25 protein-coding genes are annotated in these 22439 nt (G+C 69.7%); 9 read left to right on the top strand and 16 right to left on the bottom strand.

Annotated elements, in window-relative coordinates; all coding sequences use genetic code 11:
* Positions 1-156: 156 nt before the first annotated feature.
* A complete protein-coding gene (locus tag ABT001_RS09600) occupies positions 157-1230 on the bottom strand; it encodes a glycerophosphodiester phosphodiesterase family protein (RefSeq protein ID WP_351274783.1) in 1074 nt (357 codons plus the stop codon).
* Positions 1231-1474: 244 nt separating this feature from the next.
* Between ABT001_RS09600 and ABT001_RS09595 the strand changes: the two genes are divergently transcribed.
* Positions 1475-2365 carry a TIGR03620 family F420-dependent LLM class oxidoreductase gene (locus tag ABT001_RS09595; protein ID WP_351274781.1) on the top strand — a complete coding sequence of 297 codons (891 nt, stop codon included), beginning with the start codon at positions 1475-1477 and terminating at the stop codon, positions 2363-2365.
* A gap of 89 nt (positions 2366-2454) precedes the next feature.
* On the opposite strand, the gene ABT001_RS09590 is transcribed toward ABT001_RS09595, so the two are convergent.
* Together ABT001_RS09590 and ABT001_RS09585 are read right to left on the bottom strand one after the other, a co-directional pair.
* Positions 2455-3120, bottom strand: coding sequence for a maleylpyruvate isomerase family mycothiol-dependent enzyme (locus ABT001_RS09590; RefSeq protein ID WP_351274780.1), 666 nt, complete (start codon positions 3118-3120; stop codon positions 2455-2457).
* Positions 3121-3240: 120 nt separating this feature from the next.
* Positions 3241-3507: a hypothetical protein gene (locus ABT001_RS09585; protein WP_351274778.1), complete on the bottom strand. Its 267-nt coding sequence runs from the start codon at positions 3505-3507 to the stop codon at positions 3241-3243.
* Positions 3508-3687: 180 nt separating this feature from the next.
* On the opposite strand from ABT001_RS09585, the gene ABT001_RS09580 reads away from it, so the two are divergent.
* The gene (locus ABT001_RS09580; RefSeq protein ID WP_351274776.1) at positions 3688-4110 is read left to right on the top strand and encodes a PPOX class F420-dependent oxidoreductase; all 423 of its coding nucleotides are present in this window, start codon (positions 3688-3690) and stop codon (positions 4108-4110) included.
* A gap of 123 nt (positions 4111-4233) precedes the next feature.
* Positions 4234-4665, top strand: coding sequence for a VOC family protein (locus tag ABT001_RS09575; RefSeq protein ID WP_351274774.1), 432 nt, complete (start codon positions 4234-4236; stop codon positions 4663-4665).
* Between the two features lie 51 nt (positions 4666-4716).
* Here ABT001_RS09575 and ABT001_RS09570 read toward each other — a convergent pair whose 3' ends face one another.
* The 4 genes from ABT001_RS09570 to ABT001_RS09555 all read right to left on the bottom strand — a co-directional run bounded on the left by ABT001_RS09570 (position 4717) and on the right by ABT001_RS09555 (position 8363).
* Positions 4717-5484, bottom strand: coding sequence for an NPP1 family protein (locus ABT001_RS09570; RefSeq protein WP_351274772.1), 768 nt, complete (start codon positions 5482-5484; stop codon positions 4717-4719).
* A gap of 217 nt (positions 5485-5701) precedes the next feature.
* Positions 5702-6754: a hypothetical protein gene (locus ABT001_RS09565; protein ID WP_351274771.1), complete on the bottom strand. Its 1053-nt coding sequence runs from the start codon at positions 6752-6754 to the stop codon at positions 5702-5704.
* Between the two features lie 308 nt (positions 6755-7062).
* Positions 7063-7917, bottom strand: coding sequence for a PepSY domain-containing protein (locus ABT001_RS09560; protein WP_351274769.1), 855 nt, complete (start codon positions 7915-7917; stop codon positions 7063-7065).
* A gap of 179 nt (positions 7918-8096) precedes the next feature.
* Entirely contained in the window at positions 8097-8363 is a 267-nt protein-coding gene (locus ABT001_RS09555; protein ID WP_351274767.1) for a DUF5133 domain-containing protein, read from the bottom strand.
* 284 nt (positions 8364-8647) lie between these two features.
* On the opposite strand from ABT001_RS09555, the gene ABT001_RS09550 reads away from it, so the two are divergent.
* From ABT001_RS09550 to ABT001_RS09530, 5 genes are all read left to right on the top strand, one after another.
* Positions 8648-8902, top strand: coding sequence for a DUF6296 family protein (locus ABT001_RS09550; RefSeq protein ID WP_351274765.1), 255 nt, complete (start codon positions 8648-8650; stop codon positions 8900-8902).
* Between the two features lie 137 nt (positions 8903-9039).
* Positions 9040-9801, top strand: coding sequence for a DeoR/GlpR family DNA-binding transcription regulator (locus ABT001_RS09545; protein ID WP_351274827.1), 762 nt, complete (start codon positions 9040-9042; stop codon positions 9799-9801).
* Positions 9798-10745 (top strand): 1-phosphofructokinase, encoded by a 948-nt coding sequence (gene pfkB, locus ABT001_RS09540; protein ID WP_351274763.1) that lies wholly within the window; start codon positions 9798-9800, stop codon positions 10743-10745. The genes ABT001_RS09545 and pfkB overlap by 4 nt, the downstream gene beginning before the upstream one ends.
* An 82-nt stretch (positions 10746-10827) precedes the next feature.
* Positions 10828-12810: a PTS fructose transporter subunit IIABC gene (locus ABT001_RS09535; protein ID WP_351274761.1), complete on the top strand. Its 1983-nt coding sequence runs from the start codon at positions 10828-10830 to the stop codon at positions 12808-12810.
* A gap of 86 nt (positions 12811-12896) precedes the next feature.
* Positions 12897-13328 (top strand): protein-tyrosine phosphatase family protein, encoded by a 432-nt coding sequence (locus ABT001_RS09530; protein WP_351274760.1) that lies wholly within the window; start codon positions 12897-12899, stop codon positions 13326-13328.
* Between the two features lie 27 nt (positions 13329-13355).
* Here ABT001_RS09530 and ABT001_RS09525 read toward each other — a convergent pair whose 3' ends face one another.
* Both ABT001_RS09525 and ABT001_RS09520 read right to left on the bottom strand, forming a co-directional pair.
* Positions 13356-13643 (bottom strand): hypothetical protein, encoded by a 288-nt coding sequence (locus ABT001_RS09525; RefSeq protein WP_351274758.1) that lies wholly within the window; start codon positions 13641-13643, stop codon positions 13356-13358.
* Positions 13644-13767: 124 nt separating this feature from the next.
* Positions 13768-14199 carry a DUF2000 family protein gene (locus tag ABT001_RS09520; RefSeq protein ID WP_351274756.1) on the bottom strand — a complete coding sequence of 144 codons (432 nt, stop codon included), beginning with the start codon at positions 14197-14199 and terminating at the stop codon, positions 13768-13770.
* Positions 14200-14286: 87 nt separating this feature from the next.
* On the opposite strand from ABT001_RS09520, the gene ABT001_RS09515 reads away from it, so the two are divergent.
* A complete protein-coding gene (locus tag ABT001_RS09515; RefSeq protein WP_351274754.1) occupies positions 14287-15090 on the top strand; it encodes an AraC family transcriptional regulator in 804 nt (267 codons plus the stop codon).
* Here ABT001_RS09515 and ABT001_RS09510 read toward each other — a convergent pair.
* The 7 genes from ABT001_RS09510 to ABT001_RS09480 form a co-directional block, all read right to left on the bottom strand.
* The gene (locus ABT001_RS09510) at positions 15084-15596 is read right to left on the bottom strand and encodes a mycothiol transferase (RefSeq protein WP_351274752.1); all 513 of its coding nucleotides are present in this window, start codon (positions 15594-15596) and stop codon (positions 15084-15086) included. The genes ABT001_RS09515 and ABT001_RS09510 overlap by 7 nt on opposite strands.
* A 52-nt stretch (positions 15597-15648) precedes the next feature.
* On the bottom strand, positions 15649-16650 hold the full coding sequence (locus tag ABT001_RS09505; protein WP_351274750.1) for an alpha/beta fold hydrolase: 1002 nt from the start codon (positions 16648-16650) through the stop codon (positions 15649-15651).
* A gap of 80 nt (positions 16651-16730) precedes the next feature.
* A complete protein-coding gene (locus ABT001_RS09500; RefSeq protein WP_351274748.1) occupies positions 16731-16988 on the bottom strand; it encodes a hypothetical protein in 258 nt (85 codons plus the stop codon).
* Between the two features lie 8 nt (positions 16989-16996).
* Positions 16997-17668 carry a TNT domain-containing protein gene (locus tag ABT001_RS09495; RefSeq protein ID WP_351274746.1) on the bottom strand — a complete coding sequence of 224 codons (672 nt, stop codon included), beginning with the start codon at positions 17666-17668 and terminating at the stop codon, positions 16997-16999.
* Positions 17669-17780: 112 nt separating this feature from the next.
* Positions 17781-18494, bottom strand: coding sequence for a DUF4230 domain-containing protein (locus ABT001_RS09490; RefSeq protein ID WP_351274744.1), 714 nt, complete (start codon positions 18492-18494; stop codon positions 17781-17783).
* Positions 18495-18583: 89 nt separating this feature from the next.
* Complete coding sequence (locus tag ABT001_RS09485) at positions 18584-19099, bottom strand: DinB family protein (RefSeq protein ID WP_351274742.1); 516 nt, start codon at positions 19097-19099, stop codon at positions 18584-18586.
* A gap of 101 nt (positions 19100-19200) precedes the next feature.
* On the bottom strand, positions 19201-22041 hold the full coding sequence (locus ABT001_RS09480; RefSeq protein ID WP_351274740.1) for a glycoside hydrolase family 48 protein: 2841 nt from the start codon (positions 22039-22041) through the stop codon (positions 19201-19203).
* Positions 22042-22439 lie beyond the last annotated feature (398 nt).

Below are 22439 nucleotides of genomic sequence, written 5' to 3'. Positions count from 1 at the left end.
GGGTCGGCAGGGCTGCCGGACTCGCGGCCGCGCGGACGGTGACCGCTCCCCTCATCGGTTGCGGCGAACATGCCGGTCGCGCGTCCCGCCTCTGGTGTTCGGGACCCACGACGCGGAGTTGCGGCGTCCCGCAGTTCGGCGACGCCCCGCCGGGCCTCAGTGACGTGGCGCCGGATACGCCGTGGGCAGGCGCATCCCGCGGGCCGCCATGATGTCCCTCACACGGTCGGGGTAGTCGGTGATGATCCCGTCGACGCCCATGTCGATGAGCGCCTCGATGGTGGCCGGGTCGTCACAGGTCCAGGGAACGACCTTCAGTCCGCGCCGGTGGGCGTCGTGGATCATCTTCCTGTCGGGATAGAACCGGAAGGCGGGGTCCGCGATCGTGCCGTTCTGCGGGAAGCCGTAGTTCGGGGACAGTGCGGTCACACCGGGAACGGAAGCCGCAGCCCTCACGAAGTCTCCGCCGAAGTCGTCGGCGTCGATCCCGCCGAGCCAGGGAGAGGCTCCGGGCTTCCCTACCTCAAGGAAGTCGTAGTTCGTCAGCGCCACCAGGGGGTAGGCCGGTGCGAGCCTGTGCATCTCCTTCAACGCCCCCCAGTCGAAGGACTGGACGGAAACCTGCCTCTGGATGCCGGAACGGCGGATCTCCTCGAAGACGCGGCGTACGAACAGCCGCCGCGGCGCGGTCTGCTCCGGTGCCCCGGCCTCCACCTTCGTCTCGATGTTCAGCTTGACCCGCTTGGCCTTGTAGCTCTTCACGAGGCCGAGCACGTCCCTCAGTTCAACCATGCGGAAGCCCTTGACCTGCTCCTGCTCGGGGAATCCGGGCAGCTGCTGATACCCGCAGTTCATCGTCCTGACCTGGGCGAGCGTCAGGTCCTTGATGTACTTGCCGACATACGGATACATCGGGTCCCCGGTTTCCAGCGGCCCGGTGTCCCTGCACTTCTGAGCGCTGACCTGCCGGTCGTGCGTCACGACGACCTTCCGGTCCCTGGTGACCTGGGTATCCAGCTCCAGGGTGCTGACACCCAGGCGGATCGCCTTGGCGAAACCCTCCAGAGACCCTTCCGTGGTCAGTCCGAGGCCTCCGCGGTGGGCCTGCAGGTCGAACGCGGCCCCGCGAACCGGCTCGCGTTCATGGGGGGCCACGGCCGCCTGCGCAGACGCCGGAACAGCGAGTGCGGGAAGGAGGGCCAGGCCGGCGACTGCGTGCCTCAGGGACATGTGTGCCTCGTCTGTTGCGTCGGACCGGACGACGCGAAGCCAACCCTGGGGATCCGGCACGGACGAGGACCCGCGGTGAGGACACCGTGAACGTCCGCGAAACGGAGCCCGCCGAGGCGCCCCTCCGGGGGGGACGGCCGCCTCCCGGCTCGGGGCCCGGTTCCGGAAGATGATGTCTCCAGCTCCATTCGGATGAACCCCGCCCGGCCGGGAATAGCTGGTCCGGATCGCTGTTGATCACACCATGACTTCTGAGAAGCGCGAGACATTCGGACGGGTCGGCATCTGGAGCAGCGCCCTGCACGGGTCGCGAACGGACGACGCCGGCAGGGAAGCGATCGCGGAAGCGGCCGCCGAGCTCGAAGACCTGAAGTACGGAACGCTCTGGATCGGGGGCAATCCCTCGGTCGAGGACGCCGCAGCGGTCCTCGCCGCCACCCGCTCGGTCACCGTGGCCACCGGCATCCTGAGCATCTGGGACCACACCGCCGAGGAGGTGGCCGCGGGGATCGCCACGATCGACGCACGCCGGCGCGGGCGGCTGGTGCTCGGCCTGGGTGTCAGCCACGGCCCGATGGTGCCGCAGTACGCGAAGCCGTACAGCGCGATGGTCGCCTATCTGGACGCCCTCGACGCCGCGGCCCCGCCGGTGGGCGAAGGGAGCCGGGTCCTCGCCGCGCTCGGCCCGAAGATGCTGGACCTCGCCTCCGGCCGCGCGCTGGGCGCACACCCCTACCTCGTCACCACGGAACACACCGCGGAGGCACGTACAGCGCTCGGCCCCGACGCGCTGCTCGCACCGGAACTGTCGGTGGTCCTCGACACCGACATCGACCGGGCCCGCACCACCGCCCGGAACATGCTGTCGATGTACCTGCAGCTGCCCAACTACACGGCCAACCTGCTGCGCCTGGGATTCGAGGAGAGCGACTTCGACGGTGGCGGCAGCGTCCGGCTGCTCGACGCACTCTTCGCCCTCGGGGACGCCGAGCACGTGCAGGCCCGGGCCAGGGAGTACTTCGACGCGGGCGCCGATCACCTGGCGCTCCAGGTGCTCACCGCCGACGAGGGCGGCGGTGGCCTGCCGCGGGCCGAATGGCGTGAACTGGCCGGGGCGCTCAACGACGCACCGTAGGACCGCGTGCGGTGGTTGCCCGTCAGTCGCGGAACGACCACCGCACCGGGGGAACCCCTCACGGTCCTCGGCCTTCGAGCGAGGCCGGATCACGCCGTTGCCGCGCGCTCTCGAAGGAGGCCGACCCCGTCGCCCTCCAGGTCGTCGAGATACGCCGCACGCCCGGTCATGGCCATCACCAGAGCCAAGGTCGTTCCCGACACGAGAGGTCCGGCACCGGTGGTGAAGGGGCCGTCCTGAGCGACGAGGCGCAGGCCACGGATGCGTCCCTTGGCAAGGACCACCAGGTCCGACCCCTGGTAGTAGTCGGCGACCCGTGTGACCGTTTCGACCGGGTGGTCGCGGTGGATGCCCAAGGGGCGCCGGATGTCCTCCCCGTGCACGAGCGTCTCACCGAGCATGGCTATGACAGGGAGCGGCGGTTTCGTCGTGCTCGGTACGACACGCCGGAACCGCTCAAGTGTCTCGCCCGGAGACACTCCCAGCTGTTCGGCCAGGCGTACGGCTACCTGCTTGTCGAAATCGAAGCGGCATCTGATCACACCTGTCATCCACCGCACAGCGGTGAGGCTCGCCCCTGCGGTGAGGTGTGCCAGTACCTCACGCACCGTCAGTTCACTGCACAGCGAACGTGTCGTCCACTGCGCGTCGGAGAGGCCCGCCAGGTCGGCCGCCAGCGCAGCCCGTTCGGCGTGGACCAGCGGCCAGGCCACTCCCCCGCGGCTGCGGTCTGCTGACGGGCTCGAATCTGTCATCGGGTGTGTCTCCTGTCATGAACGCTGTACTACGACGTACATCCGGCGGAACGGACAGCTCGGCCGGGCCTCCCGGCCGTGTCGGACACGGTCGCGGCCCACGGTGGGGATGCGGCCGGCTCACGGGCTGTCCGCCTCCCAGGCCCAGCGCTTCGGGTCGGCTGCTACCGGGCCGTACACGGCGCGTCCTCCGGCACCGAATCTCCCCAGCTCCGTGCCGAGCGCGGCCCCTGCGGCGAGGCGCTGCTGCGGCCAGCCGGTCACGTCCAGCAGCAGCCCGTCCAGCGGACCCGCCACCAGTTCCACGTAGTCGTGCCCGGGCCGGGGCCCCGGATCGGGGTCGTCGTGGTCGGCGCCGTAGACGCGGCGCCTCATCAGTTCGTCCATGCTCCCAGCATCACAGCCGCCACTGACAATCCCCCGCCGCCGTACGGCTGCTCACCGCGGACGCGCGGCGTGGGGCGTGGGGCGATGCCGGACGACACACCCGTCGTGTGGCAGCGTGGAGACACGCCCTCCGAAGAGTCCGGCCAGGGAGGGTGCCCAGCACCAGACTGAGGAGAGAACATGTCGAAGCCGCCTCTTCCCGACGACGCGGTAGCCATGCTGCGCAAGCCCAACCCGGCTGTGATCGCGACCCTTCGTTCGGACGGGCAGCCGGTGTCGGCGGCCACCTGGTACCTGTGGGACGACGGGCGGGTGCTGGTCAACATGGATGAGGGCCGCAAGCGCCTCGAGCACGTCCGCCGGGATCCGCGCGTCACCCTGACCGTGCTCGACGAGTCCGACTGGTACACCCATGTGACCCTGATCGGGCGTGTCGTCGAGGTGAGCGACGACGAGGGGCTTGCCGGCATCGACCGGCTGTCCCGGCAGTACCTCGGCCAGCCGTACGCGGACCGGGTCCGCGCCCGCGTCAACGCCTGGATCGAGATCGACCGCTGGCACGGCTGGGGTGGCTTCCGGGACAGCTCGCAGGCGGCGACATAGCGGACCGGGTCATCCTGCATACCCGCGGTGCGCCGCCCTCTGTTCACCACGGCGCCCCGCTGTCCCGGCTGCACCGAGGACGATCCCCTCGGCCAGGCACTCCGACTCCGCTGAGGAGGTTCCATGAACTGGACCCTCGAGGTCATTCCGGTCCCCGTCACCGACATGGACCGCGCAAAGGCGTTCTACACCGAGAAGGCAGGTTTCCAGCTGGATCTGGACGACGAGGTCGCCCCGGGTATGCGCATCATCCAGATGACACCTCCGGGCTCGCGGTGTTCGATCGCCCTGCTCCGGGGTATGCCCGCGTTTCCCGGCGAGAAGGCGATGGCGCCCGGCACGCTGCAGGGGCTCCAGGTCTGCGTGACGGACATCGTGGCCGCGCGCGAGGAGTTGGTGGGCCGCGGCGTCGATGTCTCCCCGATCCGGCATGTGGGGGTGACGGGCTGGGAGGAAGGCAGGGGCGACACCTGGAATTCGTTCATGTCCTTCGCCGATCCGGACGGCAACGGCTGGATGATCCAGGAGGCTCCATCGGAGCTGTCCGCGCGCTGAACGTGACGGGGCGGGCGGGCTCGCACAGCCCGCCCGCCCCGTCCCCGTGCGTCAGGCGTAGGGATCGAACGGGATTCCGGCCGGCTGCGCCTTCGCCAGGTGGGCGGCGAAACTGCCGTCCTTGAGGCCGAAGGTCGCACTGCCGAAGTTCGCCTGGACCAACTTGTCCCGCAGTCCTGCCGGGTACCCGTTCCAGCCGACGAGACTCGGGAACCGCCATTCGTGGTAGTGGTTCTCCGGCGGCTCGTCGTTCGAATTCGCCGGGCGGAAGCAGTGGGTGCTGATACCGTCCTTATGATAGACGATCTTGGGATGAGTCCCGTCCCAGCGGATCTGGTCGCCTGCGTGGACGTCGAAGTCTCCGTGGGCGGAGGTGGACACGTAGCGTGCCTCGTTGTCCTGGACCCACACCACGACGTGTTCCCAGTCGTGCCGGTGCCCGCCGAGCCCGCTGCCGGCCACCGCCTGGTCCTTCTCGAAGTAGAGCCCGTACATCACCGCGCACCACCCGTTGTTGCACTTGGAACGGGCATAGCCGTTGGTGTTGTCCAGATCCACCGCATCGCGGCAACTGCCGTTGACCGCACCCGTGGTGTTGAGGCCGGGTGCGATGGTTCCGTCCGCGCCGATGGCCGGCGTGGGATAGCAGCCGTCCGTGTCGTAGTCGTACGCCGGCTGGAAGGCCTGTTCCATGGCGTCCGCGTTCGCGGGCAGTGCTGTCGGCGGGGCGGCAAACGCGCTGCTCGCGGTGGCGATGACCAGTGCGACGGCACTGGTCACGACGAGGGCGGCCTTACGTATCGGTGCGCTGCTGCTCACTGAGTCCTCCGGGTCGGGCGCGTGACTGTGGGGGGCACGCGCGCTACGCCTGACATGCCCACCGCAATCATCTTGAACCCTGCGGACCGGCCGCTTTCGGCACGGAGTTCCGCCGTCGACCAACCCGGATCGCCCCTGCTGAACAGACACTTCCCGCGGGACGGACACTGCCTGTCGCCCTGGTGAACGTGACGTCGGGGCGAGGTGAGCCAGAACGTCACACCCGCCGCCCCGCGCCTCCACGTGGACGGAGGGCTCCGGCGGCCGCGGCGCCGGACGCGCCGGCCTGGACGGCCCTGCCCGGGCGCAGAGTCCAAGGCACCGGATCGGTGTTCATCAGCCATCCGTCGGCGATCAGCCGACGGATGACGAAGATCCGCAGGTCCCGTGACATCTTCCCCCAGCCCAGTGCCTCGCAGAGCTGCTTGACCGAGGGGCCGTGGCCGTGCGACGCGCGGAACGCGGCTGCGAACTCGGCGGCGGCAGGCCCCTGATCGGGACACCTGGCCTCCCACGAACTGAAGGCCGCGCGCACCTTCTCCTTGAACTGGGCAGGGACCGCCTTCCGCATGAAGGCCTCCGAGACCCTGGCCGTGGAGAGGGAACACCGGGGACAGCGCTCCACCGCCTCCACGTGTGCCCGCAGAGCCACGCTCGCCCGGTCCTTCCACTCGTCCCAGCTCAGCTGCTCCTCCGGCTCGTCCCGCACGACGCGCGGGGTGTCGGCCGGAGGACGCGTCCCGGACAGATGCCGCACGGCTTCGGCCAGCAGATAGCGGTCACCGTCCAACTCCCGCAGGAATCCCTTGGCGAGCAGTTCGGGCAGAGCGGCCCCGCACTCCTCGGGCAGAAGGGCGGGCAGCGTGCCGTACTCGTCGGCCGGTCCGTGGGCAGCCAGGAACAACGCGGCCAGCCGTGCGGCGGTCGAGGTCTTCTTGACCGGTTTGGCCGAGAGGGTCCGGACGGTCCAGCCCGACACCCTGGAACGCATCACCTTGCCGAAGGGCAGCCTCGCGTCCGGATGCCCGCCGAGATCCGGCACGGTGACCCCCACGGGAGTGACGAGGTCTTCGCCGAGCAGGGCCTCCTGCCCCTGCCAGCCGAGTGCGCCGAAGGCGGTGACGGCTCCCTCAGGATCGGCCAGGCGGAGTGACCGCACGTCCTGGCCGGTGAGATTGCCGATCCCGCTCCGCGCCGCGCGGATGGCGACGACCGCCGCGAGGAGCCGCGCGTCGGGCCCCTTCAGTGGCAGCGATCCCACGTAGGCCATGAGCGTACGGGCGGCTTCCCCTTGACGAGGCGTCAGCAGGAAGGGCTTCGGCTGCACCGCGGGTGCGGCCGGGGCGGGGTGCGAGCTGGGAGGAGGAAGAGGCACGCCCTGTACAACGCGCGCCGGGGACCGAGGTCACCGTTCGTACCGACGTATGACACGAGTGTCCATCGGCGGACGATGTGGACGCGCCGGCGAGACCTCCGGTGAACGGCCCGCACAGACCGCGTGCGGTCGCCGCCGCCGGGAACGCACATCGGTGGCGCACCGCGCCGCGGCCGCCACCGATGTACCCGTTCGTGCTGTGATCAGTCGTCGTCGACCTGCTCGTCCGTGATCGTGCCCTTGGCCGCGTCCACGTCGAAGGTGGTCTTCTTGTAGTCCTCGGAAACCACATCGACCTGCCAGACGAGGGCCTTGCTGTCGTTCTCGTCAAGGCCGATCGAGGTGACCCAGCCCTTGGTCTTGTCCGTGGCGACCTTGGCGGCCTGCTCGGGGGTCTGCGTCGCCTTGGAGATCCGGTCCGCCAGCTCCTTCTTGTCGGCGTCGCTCTGATCGGCGTCCGGCGCTGAATCGATGACCTCACCCGACACCGCGTCGATGGTCACCTCGTGTGCGGTGCCGTCCTCCTCGACGACCTCCGCGACCCACTTGGGGCTGCCGGCGCTGCCGCTCGGGCTCGGGCTGCCGGTCCCGCTCGGGCTCACGCTGGCCTCGGGGCTCGGGCTGGCGCCGTCCGGGCTGGGGCTGCCGGTCGGGCTGCCGGTCGGGCTGGGGCTGCCGCTGGCGTCGTCCTCGTCGTCGAGGCCCTCGAGGTCCAGATCGGTCAGCTTGCCGCCCGACACCTCACCGACGGCCGTCGTGGCGGCCTTGTCGAAGGTGACCTTGACGGTCGACAGCAGTTCCTTGCGCTTGCTCTGGTCCTCGGTCAGCTGCGCCGTCTCGGACGGACTGCCCGAAACGCTCCCGGAAGGACTGGTCGTCTGGTTCGGAAGGACCTTCGCAGCCTCTGAGGTCTCTGCGGCTGTCCTGTCACCGCTGTCCTGACCGCAGCCGGTCACGAGAGTGGCGGCGAGAGCGGTGGCACACAGGGCGCCTCCGGCGAGGCGGAGCCGGCGGGTACGCGGGGAAACGGTCTTGGTTCGGCGGGGCTCAAATCTCATGCCTGCATGACTAGCCGCCTCTGCTGACTGTCATGTTGTTCGACCGACGGGTGTCACCCGTTCGACGGCGCTGTCCGCCCATTCGGCGTGTCGTGCGTCCGGGCACCCATGGATCGTCCACACGGACGAACGGCGCCGGTTCAGAAGAACCGGCGCCGTTCCCCACGGCGCTGTGCGCGTCAGGCGGTCAGCTGCACCTCGGCGGACCTCGACCCCGGCCCCGGCCCCGGCCCCAGCGATCCTGCCGACGGGACCACGCGCAACTGCGCCGCCGCGGCGGCCAGGGCGTCGGGCACGGTCCTGGTCCCTGTGGTGACGCAGAGGGTGTACGAGACGTCGTCGAGCCGACGGCCGCTCTCGGAAGTGCCAAGCCGTGCATGGATGCTACGCAGTGCCTCGTAGCGCTTGACGAGATTCCGCAGCGTTGCGGGATTGGCCATCAGCACGGCAGTTCCTCTCCACAGGGCGGCCGGGAGCCCCTGGGCCCCGCACCGACGAAGTCCGATCGCGCCGGCGGCACCCGCCTGGCGTCACGGGCGGCCGTGCGAAGCCGACAGCACGCGTCCGATCCCTTGCAGATGATGGTCACCCCGCCTCACCCGTTCCGCATCCGCAGTCACGGAAGGTCACCCGCCCTTCCCGCCGAAGCGCCATACGCTCCGGTGGGAAACAATGGGGGTGACGGGCGAGCGGCTTCTGTCGGCCCGGTCGGGAGGTCGGTCATGCGGTCATGGACTATCCGGAGAGTTACGAGCTCATATTCCAGGCGGGCGGCGCCGAGGACGACGTGGTCGTCGTCCGGCTGACGGCACGCTCCGGTGCCGGCGGTTACCCGGTCTACGAGGACGAGACCGGAATCGTTCGCGCCGAGATAAGCGAGCGCTGCGAGGTGCGGATGCTGGCCAGCGGCGGCCACCAGGTCCTGGGCGCACCGCTGCTGGCCCGGCCACTCGGGCCGGGAACGGCCGCTCACGGCACCGACTGAGGAGCTCCGCGCACCCGCCCCCCTACTACGCGTCCGTTCACGCCCGCTCACAGTCCGAATGTGTTTACTTTCCTGAAGCAGGACCGTAGTCTGCCGGTGAAACCACAGACTCGGGCATGGAACGGATACGTAACCACATGTACGCACCGGAGCGGCAGCAAGAAATCCTCCGCATTGCCGGTGAGAGCGGGCGCGTCGATGTGCTGTCCCTGGCCGAACAGTTCCAGGTGACCGCGGAGACGGTCCGGCGTGACCTCAAGGCTCTCGACCGGGCGGGACTCCTCCGCCGGGTGCACGGCGGTGCGATCCCCGCTGGACGGCTCGGTTTCGAGCCGGACCTCGCCGAACGCGACGTCGTGGCGGCCGACGAGAAGGACCGCATCGCCGCCGCCGCGCTCGGCGAGCTCCCGGCCGAGGGCAACATCATCATCGACGCCGGCACGACGACCGTCAGGTTGGCGGCCGGTATTCCGGTCGACTCCCGCCTCACCGTGGTCACCCATGCCCTCCCTGTGGCCGCGCGACTCTCCGACCACCCGGGGATCGCGCTGCATCTGGTCGGCGGCAGGGTGCGGCACCGCACCCGCGCGGCAGTGGACGCCTGGGCGCTCGGCGCATACGCCGAGATCAACGCGGATGTCGTGTTCCTCGCCACGAACGGCTTCTCTCCCGAAGGCGGCCTGACCACTCCGGACCTCGCCGAGGCCGCCGTGAAGCGTGCCGTGATCGCTGCTGCCCGCAGGGTGGTGCTCCTCGCCGACTCGGGCAAGTCAGGCCAGGAACACTTCGCGCGCTTCGGCGATCTCTCCCACGTCGACCTGCTGATCACCGACACCGGGCTGAGCCCCGAGAACGCCGAAGCCATCGAGAGCCGGGGCACGGAAGTGGTACGCGCATGATCCTCACCGTCACCCCCAACCCGAGCCTGGACCGCACGTACGAGCTTCCGGGACTCACCCGCGGAGCCGTCCTCCGGGCCACCGCGGACCGCGTCGATCCCGGCGGCAAGGGCGTCAACGTCTCCCGCGCGGTCGCCGCCGCCGGGCACCGCACGGTGGCCGTCGCGCCGTTGGGCGGCCCCGAGGGGGCTTTGCTCGCCCGGCTGCTGGGCGAACACGGCATCGAGGCCGTCGGCGTACCGATCGTCGGCAGCACCCGCGTCAACATCGCCCTCGTCGAACCGGACGGAACCCTGACGAAGGTCAACGCGGCGGGTCCCGAGATCTCCACCGCCGAGGCCGAGCGCCTCCTGGACACCGTCCGGGCCCGGTCGGCGGGCGCGGACTGGATCGCCTGCTGCGGAAGCCTGCCGCGCGGCCTGCCGCCTGAGTGGTACGCCGAACTGGTCGCCCGCAGTCACCGCGCCGGCGTCCGGATCGCCCTCGACACCTCCGGTGCGGCCCTCATGGCGGCGTTGCCCCAGCGACCGGACGTGATCAAGCCGAACACGCAGGAACTCACCGAGGCCGTGGGCCGACAGCTCGCGACTGTCGGTGACGCCCTCGAGGCCGCGCGCGAACTGTGCGAGCTCGGGGCCCGGTCGGTGCTCGCCAGTCTCGGTCCGGTCGGTCAGCTGCTGGTGGAACCAGCCGGTGCGCATTTCGCCGGGGCGCGGGTGGAGTGCGTCCGCAGCGACGTCGGTGCGGGCGACGCCTCACTCGCGGGGTTCCTGTCCGCCGGCGGAACGGGCCGGGAGGCGCTTTCCGCCGCGGTGGCGCACGGTGCCGCGGCCGTGCAGTTGCCGGGCAGCGCCATGCCCACACCCGCCGACCTCGATCCGTCCTCGGTGCTCGCCACCGGGGACATCCCCGTGGACCTGGCACTCACGGGGCAGGCCCCATGACCGCCGTGCCCCCTGTCCGAGCCGTACGACTCCCCGTCCCCCGCGCCGTCCCCAGGGCGGTCCACGAGCAAGGAGCCCCGCGATGGGTGAGCTGATCACCGCGGAACTGGTCGATCTCGATCTGTCCGCCGAGACGAAGGCCGAGGCTGCCCGTTCACTGGCCGAACGGATGGTCGCGGCCGGCCGTGTCACCGACCTCACCGGCTTTCTCGCCGATGTGGCGGCACGCGAGGCCCAGATGCCGACCGGTCTGGAGGGGGGCATCGGCATTCCGCACTGCCGCAGCGAGCATGTCACCGCACCGACGCTGGCCTTCGGCCGCAGCTCGGCGGGCATCGACTTCGGTGCCGCGGACGGGCCTGCGGATCTCGTCTTCCTGATAGCCGCGCCCGCGGGTGCGGACGACGACCACCTCACGATCCTGTCGAGCCTCGCGCGGCTCCTCATGGACGCCGGTTTCACCGGCGCTCTGCGGGCGGAGGGCGATCCCGCCGCCGCCGCGGCCCTGATCCGCGGCGAAGAGGTTCCCGCCACGCCGCAGCCGGGCCGGGAGGAGGAAGCGTCCACCGCGCCGGAGACGGCCGAGCCGTTCCGCATCGTCGCGGTCACCTCCTGTCCGACCGGCATCGCACACACCTACATGGCCGCCGAGTCGCTGGAGGCCGCCGCCCGCGCCCAGGGTGTACTGCTGGACGTCGAGACGCAGGGCTCGGCCGGGTTCGAGCGGCTGGATCCTGCGGTGATCGCCGCAGCGGACGCGGTCATCTGGGCACACGACGTCGACGTGCGGGAGAAGGCGCGGTTCGGCGGCAAGCCGGTGGTCGACACCGGGGTCAAGGCAGGGATAAACCGGCCCGGCGAACTGATCGCCGAGGCCCGGCGCAAGGCCGGACGGGGGGAGGTCAGCCGGGTTCCCGACGGCCGCGACGACTCGGACACCGGTGCGAGCGGTTCAGCGGGGACATCCGGGCACTTCGGTGTCCGGCTGCGGACCTATCTGATGTCCGGCGTCAGCTACATGGTGCCGTTCGTCGCGGCCGGTGGGCTGCTCATCGCTCTCTCCTTCGCCATCGGTGGCTACGAGATCGCGAGCGCGAAGTCGGTGGCCGACCACTTCGCCTGGGGCGAGGCGGCCAGCTGGGCAGCCCTGCTCAACCAGATCGGCACGGCCGCTTTCGGCTTCCTGGTCCCGGTACTGGCGGGATACATCGCCTACGGTATGGCGGACCGGCCGGCACTCGTCCCCGGGTTCGTCGGCGGCGCCATCGCGCTCACCATCGACGCGGGCTTCCTCGGTGGCCTGGTCGCGGGTCTGCTGGCCGGTGCGGCGGTGATGGCGATCCAGCGGGTGAAGGTGCACCCCACGCTGCGCGGAATCATGCCGGTGCTGGTCATCCCCCTCCTCGCGTCGATCGCGGTCGGCTTCCTGATGTTCATCGTGGTCGGCAAGCCGATCGCCTCCCTCCAGAACGCCCTCACCGATTGGCTGAACGGGCTGTCGGGGTCCAACGCGGTCATCCTGGGCGTCGTCCTGGGCCTGATGATGTGCTTCGACATGGGCGGCCCGTTGAACAAGGTGGCGTACGCCTTCGCCGTCGGCGGCCTGGCCGACCCGACCCCCGGGAGCCTCAAGGTCATGGCCGCGGTCATGGCGGCCGGCATGGTTCCTCCGCTCGCCATGGCCCTCGCCACGACCGTGCGACGCGGGCTGTTCACCCGGACCGAGCGGGAGAACGGCAGGGCGGCGTGGGTGCTCGGCGCCTCCTTCATCACGGAGGGCGCGATCCCCTTCGCCGCGGCCGATCCCCTGCGCGTGATCCCGTCCGTGATGGCCGGCGGTGCGGTCACCGGCGCACTGTCCATGGCGTTCGGCTGCACGCTCCGCGCCCCGCACGGGGGTGTGTTCGTCGTCCCGCTCATCGGTGAGCCGCTCCTCTACCTGCTGGCGATCGCCGCCGGCACGGCGGTGTCCACCGCCCTCGTCGTCGGACTCAAGGGCATGCGGCGGAACCCGGAGAGCTCGGCGCAGGGCGACTCCGGATCCGGTGTCACCGTGGCCGCCTGATCTCTGTCACCGGCGTTCTGCGGACGGAAGGGCTAGCCTTCTGTCCGCAGACGTCGCGGCGAGGACACCGGCCCCGAGGAGTGAGCGTGACGGAGACATGGGATCCGGCGGGTGAGGGCGTCATGCGGCTGCCATCCGCCCGGCTGGTCCGTGGCCGCGGTCTGAGGCGTCGGCTTCCCGCGGGGCCCGAACCCACGTTCACGATCCATCTGCTGGGCGGCCCTCCGCCCCCGGTGGGCTGGGAATCCCAGTGGCTGCGCTGGCCGGACTTCCGCCTCCCCGCCGACCGGGAAGCGGCGCGCTCCGCGCTCGGGGAGGCGTGGAACAGGGCTCCGGATGAACGGGTCGAGGTCGTGTGCGGAGGGGGCCGGGGGCGTACCGGTACGGCTCTGGCCTGCCTGGCCGTGCTGGACGGGGTACCGGCACCGGACGCTGTCTCCTACGTCCGTCGGCACTATCACCCCAAGGCGGTGGAAACCCCTTGGCAGCGGCGGTATGTGGTGCGCTTCGCGGGATGACGCCGGTCGAAGCGCCGGCCGCGGAGGTCACTCCACCGTGTGCGGAACCGGAACCGTGGCTCCGCCGCCGGCGCGTACCGCCTCGACGACATTCTGGTGGAGGGACCTGCTCGCCTCCTCCGACGGGCACGGCACCGGACTGCCGGCCAGTGTGAACCAGTCCGACGCACCGCTGTACTGCACGGCCACCTCGGCCTGATCCTCGGTCCACGTCGTGTGTACGGTCAGATCACCGCTCACGACACCTACCTCTTCGGTGCGCACTCCGCCGGTTCCCGCGAAGACACCGAGGGTGGTCCACGATGCCCAGTTCATGACGCGTCGCCTTTCGGGACGATGACAAGCCTGTCAAGCGGACTTGACTCGAGTATGGCACCGGGGACCATCACTCGCACGGGTGCACCCGTGCGTATCCGTGCGGTGACGCCGAGACGCCGGGTCACGGGTGCATGGAGGCGCCCTTGAGGATCTTGTCCACGGCGTTGCGCGGACCGTACACGGCCAGCCCCACCAGGTCCATGCCATCCCTGCGCACCGCCCTGACCGCGGCCCTGTTGGCCTCGTCGTGGCCGGTCGCGAAGAGGTCGGACGTGAACACGGCCAGCGTCGCACCGCGGCCGACCGCCTTGGTGTGCGCGGTGGTCAGCAGCTCCTTGGAACCGGCGAACACGAGGACGGGCTGCCGGAACATGGGCAGGTAGGACGTGCCGTCGGCGTCGGCGTACGGCTCGCCGATCACCTCGGGCATCCGTGTGCCGAGTCCGCTCACCAGGAAGGCGGTGACATTGAGCCGCTGCCAGGTCTCGAGGTCGTCCCGGAGCAGCACAGCGATCTTGGTGTCGAAGCGGACGGGTGCGTTGTCGTCGGTCATGTGAGGAGTCTGTCCGGCCGGGCCGTCCTCGGTCTTGTACGAAGTTTGCAGGTCTGTGCGGCGGCGCAGCTCTTGTACCATGCACCCATGGGTGCACGTCCGGACATCACAGCGTGGCGTCCGCGCGTCGAGGGAATCGACGAGGTCTTCCACGCGCACTTCGCCGATCACGCGTACCCCATGCACACACACGACGCGTGGACCCTGCTCATCGTCGACGAGGGACTGGTCCGGTACGACCTGGACCGCCATGAGCACGGGGCGCCCAGTTCGGTGGTGACTCTGCTGCCTCCGCACGTCCCGCACAACGGCGGCGCGGCGACTCCGGGAGGGTTCCGCAAGCGCGTGCTGTATCTGAACACCGCGCAGATCGACGCGGATCTCATCGGGCGCGCGGTAGGCAGACCCGTCCTTCGGGATCCGCAGCTGCGACGTCGTGTGCACCAGCTCCACCGGACGCTCGAGAATCCCGGTGACGAGCTGGAGGCGCAGAGCCGTCTCGCGCTCGTTTCCGAACGCCTTTCCGAGCACCTGCGCGACGAGCCGGCCGCCCCGAGGGTGCCCGACCGCCGGGTCGCGCACGCGCTCCGGGAGCTGCTCGACGAGTGCTTCGTCGAAGGGCTGACACTCCGCGACGCGGCGGAGCGGCTGCACACCCATCACACGCACCTGGTGCGGGCCTTCAGCCGGGAGTTCGGCATGGCCCCGCACCAGTACCTGACCGGGCGTCGCGTCGATCTGGCCCGGCGCCTGCTGCTGGGCGGGATGCCCGCGCAGGAGGTCGTGGCCTCGGCCGGCTTCTACGACCAGTCCCACCTCTCCCGGCACTTCAAGCGGGTAGTCGGGACGAGTCCGGGACATTACGCGCGCGCCGGATCCACCGACTACTGACGGCGCTCCAGAGCACCGCGGACGAACGCCGCCTGACCGGCATGCTGCAGGTCGTCCGCGATGACGCTGATCAGCCGCACACCGAGGGTCACCGGCGGCGACCACGCCTCGTCCACGACGCGGTCGAGCGCCCGTCCGTCGAGTCCGCGGACGAATCCGAGGGTCTGCTCGTGCACGGCGTCGAAGTAGCCGAGGAGCAGGTCCCCCGACGCCACCTTCACGGAAGCCACCTCCGCACTGCTGTGGCCATAACCCGTCGACCCCTTCTCGAGGGGCAGTTCGAATCGGGAGGCCCAGCCCTTCGCGAACCAGATCTGGTCGGTCCCTGCCGCGTCGGCGACGTGGTCGTCCTGGACGCGCGTGAGATGCCACACGAGCCAGGCGATGGAATTCGCCCCGTCGTCGAGCCTGGCGTCGAGGTCCTCAGGAGGGAGCCCTTCGACGGCGGCGTGCACCGCTTCATGAATACGTTCGAACGCATCAGCGAGAATGCCTGCACTGTTCATACAGCCACCATCGCCGGTCCGTGCACGAGGCCTCGACTTCGACACGCTGCCGTCAGGCGTGCACGGTGTGCAGCCACTCGGTCAGGAGAGCGCTGACCTCGGCGGGCCGTTCCTGCTGGATCCAGTGGCCGCATCCGTCGAGGATGTGCGAGGAGACCAGGCCCGGGAGGGTCGTGGGGAAGGCTGCGATGGCATCGGCCATCCATGTGGTGGAGGAATCGAGGGCGCCCCCGATGAAGAGGGCGGGACAGGCGAGGCGGGCTCCGTCCCAGGCGGCCAGGTCCTCCCAGTCACGGTCGACGTTCCGGTAACGGTTGAGCCCGCCGGTCAGGCCGGATTGCTCGAACTGGGCGCTGTAGACGTCGAGTTCCTCCTCCGTGAGCCACGCCGGCAGGGCGCCGCCGGTGAAACGGTCCCGCATGGCCCCTCCTTCGGGCACGAAGAACGGGCTGTCCGTTCCCGGCGGGGGCATCGTGTCGCCGGAGAGGGAGGTGTAGAAGCCTGCCAGCCAGCCGCGTACGTCGGGCTCGATCTCCGCCTCGGCGCGGCCGGGCTGCTGGAAGTAGCTGACGTAGAACTCTTCGGTGCCGCCGATACGGGCGAATCCGTCGGTGGGCCGGATCGCGTTCCAGGGCGCGTAGGGGACGCTGAGCATGGCCGCGGCGGTGAACATGTCGGGCCGCAGCAGCGCACTGTCGGCTGCGATGTTCGAGCCCCAGTCGTGACCGATGAGCGTCGCGGTCTCCTCGCCCAGGGCGTGCACGACGCCGACGGTGTCGGCGACGAGGGCCGTCATCCGGTAGGCGTCCACGCGGGCGGGAGCAGAGGAGCGCCCGTAGCCCCGTACGTCGACGGCGACCGCGCGGTAGCCCGCCGCGGCCACCGCGGAGAGCTGGTGGCGCCAGGAGTACGAGGTCTCGGGGAAGCCGTGGATCATGAGGACGAGAGGGCCGGTCCCCTGTTCCAGGAGATGGATCCGGCCGTCGGGGACGTCCACCAGGCGGTGGACCGCCCCCGGGACCGTGGTGGAGGGTTCGGCGACGGGCTGCGACATGGTGTCTCCTGGGACTCTCGGGGCCGGACTGCGTGACCATCATTCGACGCCCGGGTACCACCGACCAAGAGAACTTGCCGTTACGGCAAATCCGTCGCGGCCCGTCGGACCAGCAGGTCCAGGAGGTGCGCGCAGGCCGCCGCCTCATCAGGATGACGGGCGATCACCTCGTGGGTGCCCCGCTCGAACGCGCCGGTCTCCCACACCCCGTCGGGCGATTTCCTCAGGAAGAGGAAGTCCGGTGGTGTGGGCGCCGGTTCGTGCACGCCTTCGATGCGGTAGTAACCGTCGGCCACGCCTGCCGCCCGAAGTGCCGCGCGCAGTTCCCGGCGTTCCACGGCCGGTACTACGTGCTCGCGACGGTGAGGTAGGCGTGGTCGAGCAGCCACTTCACGTTCAGCCTCTGGCCCTCGCCCGGGTCGAGGAACACGGCGTCGAGCTTGATCTGCCGGCCCCCGCCGGGCTGCTCGAACCACGGTGCGATGCTGCCCTGCCAGACCCAGAACGGCTTGGCGACCTTGTAGACGCGGTAGTCGCAAGGGGTCGCTGCTTCACGGGTGTTGAGGTTCTGCGGGGGCAGGGCGCGCTCCTTGTAGGCGTCGCCGGCCGGTGCGAGGTAGGCACCGTACTCCGATCCGAAGCGGTCAAGGCGCTGACCGGTACTCAGCTTCGCGGGCTCCTTGTCGATCTCACCGTTGACTTCGGCGAAGCCGTCGTTGGGCGGATACTTCCAGGTGCCCGTGTCCGCCGGGCCTTGCCAGTACTTGGTCAGGAAGGCGGAGGGGGACAGGCTGCCCGTGCGCTTGTAGCCCTTGAGCAGCGGACCCACCGGGGCCTGCTTCGTGGAGGGCAGCCACTTGGGACCCAACCGCGCGTCCCCGAGGAACTCACCGGTGCAGGGGTCGTGGCGGACGGCCGCCACGGTGCGACTGTCCTGCGGTGCGGCGCTCGCGGCGGGAGCGCCGACCAGGCCTACGGCGATGCCGAACGCGGCAAGTACGGTACGGATACGGTTCATTCGGGGGTCCCCTCGGAGATCGACGAGCTCTCAGCGAGCTCGCACAGGGTAACCGCCCGACCGCACAACGCGTTTACGCCATGCCGTGCGGTGTCCGGCCGCAGCGGGGAGGTCAGCCCTGCGGGTCGGTGAAGCGCACGGTGACCTTCTCGAATCCGAGCGAACCGAGCAGGCCCTGGAGCATCGACGCGGTGTTCTTCTCGGCCCGCTCGGTGAGGCCGCTCTCCTCGGCGGCCTTTCCGATGTGCTGGGCGGCCAGCTTGTTGACCGCCTGTTCGCTGCCTGGGTTGTCGGAGAAGAAGTCACCGAGCCGGTCGAGGAGGCCACGCTGCTTGGACACGGCGTAGGAGCGGTCCGGGTCCAGGGCGGGCTTGCCCAGAACCGCGTGCGGCAGGACGAGTCCTGCCGTGGTGCGGTCCTCGCTGACGGTCACGCTGTCGGGCCCGGCCCTGCCGAGGTCGACGGAGGATCCCACGCTGCCCGCGCCGACGTACAGCGTCCGGGTGCCCCGGATGGCGTCGGGCAGGAACTTGGCGTCCTTCTCCAGGTCGACGACGACCTGGAAGTTGCCGGACGCGGCCTCGTACGCGCTCATGTCCTGGATGGACTTGAGCACCGCGGGCCCGGAGCGGTCGGTGGTCTCCTCTTCGAGGAGACCACCGAACCCCGGGAGCAGGCTGATCCGGGAACCCAGCAGCAGGAGGACGAGCGCCGCGGCGCACACCCCGGCGAACGGCAGGCATCCTCGCAGGCGGGCCCGGCGGCGCGGCGTTCCACCGGGGCCCGGGTCCCCGGTGCTGTCTGTCCTTACGTCGGTGGACGTCATTCCTGCCGTGTGACCCCATCCGGGGTTTTCAGTCCGTCGGGGCGGCCGAATACGCCAGATCCTGTACGGGGACGCGGTCGGGGGACGGCTCAGGCTCCCGTGGTGCCGTCCAGCCGTTCCCTCAGCAGGTCGGCGTGCCCGATGTGGCGCGCGTATTCGGCGATCATGTGGACGTACACCGTGCGCAGCGAGTAGACGGAGTCCCGCCGGGTGAAGGTCGTGTCGAGCGACGCGGCCGCCGCCGCTTCGTCGGCGAGACGGATCTCCTCGACGAGGCGGGCGTAGTCGTCGGGGGCGCGGTCCGGTGCGAGGTCTTCGAAGTCCGCGTCCTTGCCCTTCTCCGGGTCGTACATCGGGGGCACCGACAGGCCCGCGAGTCCCTCGCGGAACCATGTGCGTTCCACCTTGGCCATGTGCCGGATCAGCCCGAGCAGGGTGAGACCGGACGGCTCGACGGTCCGCTCGGCCAGCTGTCGGCCCGTCAGGCCCGCGCACTTCTGCATCAAGGTACTGCGGTAGAAGGCCAGGAAATAGGTCAGTGTCTCGCGTTCACCGCCGGTGAGCGGTCCGATGGTGCGCGTGGCTTCGGGAGCTGTCCATGTCATCGTGTGATCATGCCTCCCGACGGCGGGCTCGCGCGAACACTTATGGGCGGGATTCCGGCCGCCGGACGGCGGCCGGAATCCCTGTGGAGGACCGCGGTCACTCACTCCAGAAGGTCGGCGTACGCCCCCAGAGCCAGTGCCACGTCGGTCTGTGCCCAGAACCGGTGGTAGGTGAAGACCGGAGCGGCTCCGCCGTCCAGATATGCCTGCACCTTGGGCCAGTTCGGGTCGTCCTCGTAGAACGACCGGATGGAGAGGAACGTCGAGTCGTTGTCGACGGTGTCACCGTTGGGCATGGCGCCCGTCCAGCCGTTCGGGACGTACACCGGGTCGTCGAAGCGGTTGTAGTCGGCACGGGTCTCGGGAACAGCGACCCCCGCCTCGTCCTGGTAGTGGCTCCACATGCCGTCGAGCAGGCCCTCGGCCGTCGCCTTCGCCTCGGCGTCACCGGACTTGGCGGCGTAGTAGGTCAGCGTCCTGGCGTAGGCGCCGGCCACTCCGACGTCGTTGGTGTAGTCGGCGACCGTGACGTGGAGCTCGGAGTTGTCACCCGGACTCGCCGCGTTCCAGGTGTCGGGCGCGCCCGACCACTTGAGGGTGGACGGCATGAGATAGGTGCCGTCCGGGTTAATGGTCGTCTCGGACAGAGCCCAGTCGACCCACTTGTCCAGTACGGCCTTGGCCTGGGCGTCGCCGGACTCGTGGTAGTACTCGGCGACGCGTTCCATGGACCACGCCTGGAAGCCGAACCACTGGTTGGACGGCGGGTCGTGGTAGACCGGCTTCTCGTCGTAGTACATGCCGTGGAAGGTCGGTGTGCCGGCCGGGGGCTGGGCGTAGCTGCCCTTCCAGCTGTTGGTCGCACCGCCCGCGATGGCTCCCTCGTCGGACTGGAGCCACTGGTAGAACTCCATCTGCCGGTCCAGGCTCTTGGCCCAGTCCTGCTGGCCCGTCGCCGACTTGGGCTTGAGACCGGCCACGGAACTCAGCGCGTAGGCCGCCATCGGGTTCTGGTAGCCGCCATGGGCGTGGCTGGATCCGATGCGCCAGGACCAGGCGGCGGAGGTGTCGGTGGCGCCGCCCCAGGCGTAGTACCAGGACATCAGGTAGTGCGCACTGTCCTTGCCGTTGCCCGCGGGGCAGGTCGTCGGGCCGACGCAGTCGCCGATCTTCTTGAAGTACTTGTCGAACATCGAGTAGCGGAGATAGTCGCCCATCTTCGCCGCCTTGGCGACGGTCGCCGAGACCTCACCCGACTTGCCCTGTTCCTTGGCCCAGACGTCCGCCCAGTAGGCGGCCTGTACGGCACGGGCGTCCGCGTCCGGTGCGTTGGTGAACTTCCACTGCTTGGCGTAGGAGGCGTCCCCGGTGAACAGGTCGAGGTAGCCGTTGTCCCCGCCGTAGGTGAAGTTGTCGCAGGTCGGGTGGGTGACGGTTTCCCAGACCGACTCCTGTGCCCCGCGCTGGAAGGTGTTGATGTACGAGGGGCCGGTCTCGGTGGGGCCGGCCGAGCACTTACCGGGCGTGTTGCCGTACCCGTAGACGTTGTCGACGTCCTGGATCCAGTGCATTCCGTAGATGTCGTCGGTGCCGTACGCGCTCTTCAGCTCGGAGGCGATCGGGTCGGATCCGGAGGCCGCCGACCCGTCGAGCACTGCCGGGTACTCGTTGGGTGTGTCGTGCTCGGGTGCGTAGGTGGCGGGCTTCGAGGCGTTGTACGAGCCGTTCGTGGGCTGGTCGGTGTGGGTGGGGATCATGTATGTCTCCATGGTCTCCCACGCACCGTTGAACTTCGTCCAGTCCCCGGTGATCTTCCCGTACATCGCCTGGAGCCAGATCAGATAGCTGTACGCCTCCGACGTCGTCTCGTGTCCGTGGTCGGGCGCCTCGACGATCAGGGTCTCGACGGAGTGGTAGGGGATGCCCTCCGAGGAGAAGTAGCCGTTGGCCGGGTCCGTGATCTTCCCGTACAGGTCGAGGAAGCGGGCGTCGTACTCCTTCGCCTCGGCGATCTGGGTGACCGTGACCTGGGATCTGCTGTGGCCCGGGGCCGTGACGGTGAAGGTCGCGGCCCCTGTGCCGGACCCGTCGGCCGAGACGGTCACCTTCTGGGGTGTGGACCAGTTCGACGGCGTGAAGGTGAGGCTCGCGCCGCCGGTGACGCTCAGACCGGAGTTGCCCGCGGTCCGCGCCACCGTGGCGGTGACCGGCGAGGAGGGCGCGGTGGACAGCGATACGTCGAAGGTCCCCGACCCTCCCTGCTGCACGCCCAGTTGGGCAGGGGTCGCGACGACTGCCGGGCCCGCGACGACGGTGATTCCCGCAGGGGTCGACTCCGCCGATGCGCCGAGGCTGTCGTACGCCCTGGCGTACACCGAGTGACCGCCCGCGGACAGTCCTTCGGCGTCGAAGGTGTAGGGGGACGTGGTGTCGGTGCCGAGCAGCTCGGTGTCGTCGTAGAACTCGACCCTGCTGATCCCCGCCCCGTCGGCGGCCGCCGCGGTGGCCGCGAGCGGCACGGTGTCGCCGGCGGAGAAGACTGCGCCCGGCTCGGGGCTGGTGAGTACGGCGATCGGTGGCTGGTGGGCACCCACGCACGCCGTGCCGTTGACGGCGAAGGTGGACGGTGCGGTGTTGGTGCCGCTGTAGGTGAACTGCGCGCCCGTCGTGACGGCGGCCCCTGCCGCGATGGAGCCGTTCCAGCTCGCGTTCTTGACGGTGACGGTCTTGCCCGACTGGGCCCAGGTCCCGTTCCAGCCGTTGGTGAGCTTCTGGTTGCCCGCGTAGTCGTAGGCCAGGGTCCAGCCGTTGATCGCGGCGGAACTCCGGTTGGTGACGGTGAGTTCGGCGCTGAAGCCCGATCCCCAGTCATTGGCCCTGTAGTCGACGCTGCATTGGACGGCTGCCGCCTGGGCCGCCGGGGCGCCGGCCGCGGCGGTCATACCCAGGGGAAGGGCGAATGCCGCGACTGTCGCGGTCCATAAGCGGCGTCTCCCGGCTCCGGTTCTGCCGGGTCTCCTCGGTAACCAGGTTCTCCGTACGCGTCCCGATGGCATGCGCGGTACCTCCTCGCGGTTCGGCGACATGGGGGGTGTGCGGGGTTGAGCACAAGCCTTGAACCAGTGGGAGCGCTCCCAGCATGAGGATGAGGAAAAAGAGAGTCAAGACGCTTGAAGACTCGAATAATTTCGATAGCAAGAGATGGGAACTGGTGTGTTGACCGACACCACTTGACGCTCTAACGTCAAGCCACACCAGTGGGAGCGGTTCCACAGTCGGCGTGCCGTAGGGGGCACGCACGATCTGCGAGGAGCCGCTCAAGCACCGTTCCCCGCGCTTT

This window comes from Streptomyces sp. NPDC002793 (genome assembly GCF_040295485.1).
Classification (GTDB): domain Bacteria; phylum Actinomycetota; class Actinomycetes; order Streptomycetales; family Streptomycetaceae; genus Streptomyces.
Note: the sequence above shows the minus strand (reverse complement) of the source record. Positions and strands in the feature narration are given on the sequence as shown.